At 65.2% G+C, this 3,907-nt stretch carries 2 protein-coding genes and 3 pseudogenes; 3 read left to right on the top strand and 2 right to left on the bottom strand.

What is annotated here, in order from left to right:
• Positions 1-333: 333 nt before the first annotated feature.
• The 3 genes and pseudogenes from FCI23_RS54380 to FCI23_RS54370 all read left to right on the top strand — a co-directional run.
• Positions 334-1,063, top strand: a pseudogene (locus FCI23_RS54380) (IS701 family transposase); the annotation flags it as partial.
• Between the two features lie 150 nt (positions 1,064-1,213).
• Positions 1,214-1,525, top strand: a pseudogene (locus FCI23_RS54375) (IS1380 family transposase); the annotation flags it as partial.
• A gap of 57 nt (positions 1,526-1,582) precedes the next feature.
• Positions 1,583-2,020 carry a VOC family protein gene (locus tag FCI23_RS54370; RefSeq protein WP_136731585.1) on the top strand — a complete coding sequence of 146 codons (438 nt, stop codon included), beginning with the start codon at positions 1,583-1,585 and terminating at the stop codon, positions 2,018-2,020.
• Positions 2,021-2,110: 90 nt separating this feature from the next.
• Here FCI23_RS54370 and FCI23_RS59030 read toward each other — a convergent pair.
• Together FCI23_RS59030 and FCI23_RS64720 are read right to left on the bottom strand one after the other, a co-directional pair.
• Positions 2,111-2,270: pseudogene (locus FCI23_RS59030) on the bottom strand (transposase); the annotation flags it as partial.
• 25 nt (positions 2,271-2,295) lie between these two features.
• Entirely contained in the window at positions 2,296-3,456 is a 1,161-nt protein-coding gene (locus FCI23_RS64720) for an ATP-dependent DNA ligase (protein ID WP_136731584.1), read from the bottom strand.
• Positions 3,457-3,907 lie beyond the last annotated feature (451 nt).

Raw genomic sequence — 3,907 nt, 5'->3', positions numbered from 1 at the left:
ACACCCAACGCGATGCGATCCGACAACCGCTCCTCAACCGGCGGCTTGACCTGTCCAGCTCGTGGCACTCAGCAACCCTCCCGAGGCACACACTACAAACAAGATCAACCCAAAGTCAGCGGCATTGCCACTAGTCCCGTACTTCGCAGGTCGCTGAATCAGGTCTGTTATGAGTGCGATATCTGTCACTCGCCGCCGAGCATGAACGCCGCGGCGGGTGCGTGGCACTGATCGGAGACTCTGTTGCCGGGTGCCGCCGAGATCGGGGGGTGCCAGGTGCCCTCTGCACCGCCGCAACCGCAACCAGGTGGGGCCGCCCCGTGTCGGGGGCCCGCCCGGTTCCTGGACGCCGGCCACCGGGCCTCTCTTCATTGCCCATTAGGTCTACGGCGGCAATCCGAAGCTGCGGACCGCGCTGGAGGAACGCGGGACCGGCTATGTCCTCGCGGTGGCCTGCTCGCACGAAGTCACCACCGGCGCCGGGAAGTTCCGCGCGGACACGCTGGCCAAGGAGGTGCCCAAGCGGGCCTGGCAGAAGCTGTCCGCAGGGGCCGGAGCCAAGGGCCACCGCTTCTACGACTGGGCCGTCATCGACCTCGTCGACCCCCGGCCCGGGAGTCGCCAGTTGCTCATCCGCCGCAACCGCAGCACCGGCGAACTCGCCTACTACCGCTGCTACTCGCCCGCACCGGTGCCGCTGACCACCCTGGTGCGCGTCGCTGGATCAAGGTGGCGGGTGGAGGAATTCTTCCAGGCTGGCAAGGGCCTGGCCGCCCTGGACGAGCACCAGGTCCGCCGCTACCCGTCCTGGTCCCGCTGGGTCACCCTGGCCATGCTCGCGCACGCCTTCCTGGCCGTCGTCCGCGCGGACGAACGCGACCGCCACCCCGCACCCGCCGCCCTCATACCGCTCACCTGCAACGAGATCCAACGACTGTTCATCACGCTCGTCGTCCAACCCGTCCACGACGCCGTCCACCGGCTCGGCTGGTCCGACTGGCGACGCCGCCACCAGGCCCGATCCCAGGCCAGCCACTACCGACGACAAGCCGCTCAGGCATGAAGATCACGAACTACGGCTGGAGTACTAGCCTCGCGCTTTCACGAGGCGGGCTGTCCGACTGGTGGTCAAGAAGGCTGAAAGTTCCTCTGACCAGCGAGAATTAGGATTGCTGAAATCCTTTTTCCCGCCACCGTCGGAGGCACTTTCCAGGTGAAGAAGCGTATCGGGTCCTACCCGCGTGTCCGCGTCGAGGGCGACGGTCCCGGAGTGACTTCGCAAGCCGGTGCGGTACTGCTGGTCGAGACGGTCCGCAAGACAAGGTTCTCCTGGACGTCGCCCTGGCGGTCGCGCTCGGCGGTGACTGCCTCGCGGATGTCGCGATGCTGCGGTGCGAGCCGGCCGTCTTCGGCCCGGTCGCCTCTGACCCGACGGTCTCCCGCCTGATCGACGTCCTTACCGCCGGGCAAACACGCTCCGGACGCCGGTGGACAGGTCACGGTCGACCTCGACAGTGTCCTGGTACACGGCTGCGTCCTTGCCGGCAGTACCTGATCGGCCCGGCTCGGTAGCATGCAACGCATGGCCATCAAACTTGAGAACGTCGGCATCGCCGTTCGCGATCTCGAAGCAACGATCTCCTTTTTCACCGACCTCGGCCTCACGGTCGTCGGCCGTGACACGGTCAGTGGTGAGTGGACCGACACTGCCGTCGGCCTTGATGGCAATCACGCCAACATTGCGATGCTCCAGACGCCAGACGGTCACGGTCGCCTTGAGCTCTTCGAGTACATCCACCCCGAAGCGATCGAGTCGAAGCCCACTCGTCCCAACGAGATTGGCATGCATCGCGTCGCCTTCTCAGTCGACGACATCGATAAAGCCCTTGAGGTAGCCGCAAAGCACGGATGCCGTCCGCTTCGCGGTGTGGCGACCTATGAGGACGTCTACAAGCTCACGTACGTCCGCGGTCCCAGCGGCATCATTGTGATGCTCGCCGAGGAGCTGAAGAAGAACTGACGGCCGATCTGGTCAATTAGAGGACATCTCATTTGGATTGTTCGGTAGTCTGCGGTCGTGGGGATCGTGGAGCGTGTGGTGCCGGATGAGTTGTGGGAGCTGTTCGAGCGGCGCACCTGTGCGCAGCCGCCACAGCACCCCGTTGACCACCTGCCGGTGATCCCGCCACGGGCGCTCCCGCCCGTCCAGGCCCCGGGAGCAACGGCGCTATCCGCTCACAGGCCGCATCCGTCAACTCGCCTCGACCCACCTCAAGATCAATTATCAGACACGGCCTAGCCACCTGCGTCAGCGTAAGCGGCGCGGAACTCCTGTGTCATCAGGTAGACCGAGCCCGGCACCGTATCCATCTTCCCGTCATCGAACATTCTGGACAGCGTCTCGTTCATGTCTCGCTGCCGGTTCAGACGATGCGCCTGGACAACAGCAGCATACGGCTCGGGGATCTCGCGCCTGTCAACGACACCCACCATCACAATGTCGTTGGACACCCCATAAGTCTGCAACTTTACCCAGCCCAGATCGCGGGCAACTTTGCGCATAGCTGACCGAATGATGTCCAAGCCGCCAAGGTCCTCGGCCTCTTTAACGGTCAAATACAGCCAATACGAGCCGCCGTACCCACCGGCGCCCTGTGGGCAGGTACGTTGCACCAACGGCACCAAAACTGTGGCTAGTGTGTCGTGATCCTGTTCATGGAACTTGAGGATCCCGTGATCGTTGGGACTGGTATGGATCTCTCCTTTGAACGGATGGCTGAGCTGCGGGAGTTGGCGGGCTCGCGGGATGTTCCAGCCGATGTGGCTCTGCGTGCGCGGATCGTGTTGTGGTCTGCCGAGGGGCGGCGGCGCAAGGACATCGCCGAGCTCGCCGGCGTGGCGCCGCTGACAGTGGACCGGTGCAAAGCCCGCTATGCCGAGCGAGGGCTGGCCGGATTGGAGGAGAAACGCCGGGGCGGGCCACGTACCTAGGTGCTGAAGCAGCTCCCGCCTGGCGGTGTACGGCAGTTTCATCGCAGACTCACCGGCCAGAATCAGCACGTCGAACAGGACCAGGGTCACGGGCACCTCGCGCAGCCGCTCCGCGCCGGGCCGCCTGAGACCCATGCGCCGCTGTAGGCGGCTAAAACTCGGCCGTCCGTCCGGGCCGAAGGCGAGTACCTCACCATCCAGCACCGCGCTGAGCTTCGGGTGCAGCAAGGTCGCCAGGACCCCGAGCTCCGGATAGGTCGCAGTGACATCGATCCCGCCGCGCGAGATCAACCGGACCGACCCATTCCCAGGGACGTAAGCGAGGGTGCGCGCGCCGTCCCACTTCACCTCGGCCGCCCACCGGTCCTCATCTGGGGGCAGCGGAGCGGCGGTGGCCAGCATCGGCTCCAGCGCCGGCAGCCCGGCCGGGCCGGTGGCGGCTGCTGCGGACGGGCGACGGGCCATGCCCCGATCTCACCGCGTACACCGTGATGCCGCACCCCGAAAGAATCGAACTACGATTCGAGCATGGAGAGAGCGGCGGGACACCAGGCCACGGCCGAGCCGTACGCGAGGGTCACCTTGCCGGACGGCCAAACAATCGACGCACGGGTCTGCCGCTGTGACTGAGCGCTTGAGTTGGCCAGTTGAGCATTCCATGTCGAGGGCATGTCCCAGCCGGTGGGTGTAGACGTCGAGCGGTGGCTTGAGCTGCTGGTAGTAGGGCTCGGCGAGCTGCCATCCTGGGCCTTGCGACCGAGCCCGAGGACACCGCGAGACGAAGCCGCAAAAAAACTTCGGGCCGAGTGTCGATCCGGCCCTCGGACGTTCGTAGTGGCAGTAGAGGGCCGGGAAGACGCCGGCTCCTGCTGACGAGGAGAACGTCATGAAGCAATACCTGCTGTCGGTGCACATG

Source organism: Actinacidiphila oryziradicis (genome assembly GCF_005047355.1).
GTDB classification, from domain to species: Bacteria; Actinomycetota; Actinomycetes; order Streptomycetales; family Streptomycetaceae; genus Actinacidiphila; species Actinacidiphila oryziradicis.
Note: the sequence above shows the minus strand (reverse complement) of the source record. Positions and strands in the feature narration are given on the sequence as shown.

Excerpts from the sequence above, each read along its gene's own strand:
- FCI23_RS54370 (WP_136731585.1), top strand. The coding sequence starts at position 1,583 with ATGGCCATCAAACTTGAGAACGTCGGCATCGCCGTTCGCGATCTCGAA.
- FCI23_RS64720 (WP_136731584.1), bottom strand. The coding sequence starts at position 3,456 with ATGGCCCGTCGCCCGTCCGCAGCAGCCGCCACCGGCCCGGCCGGGCTG.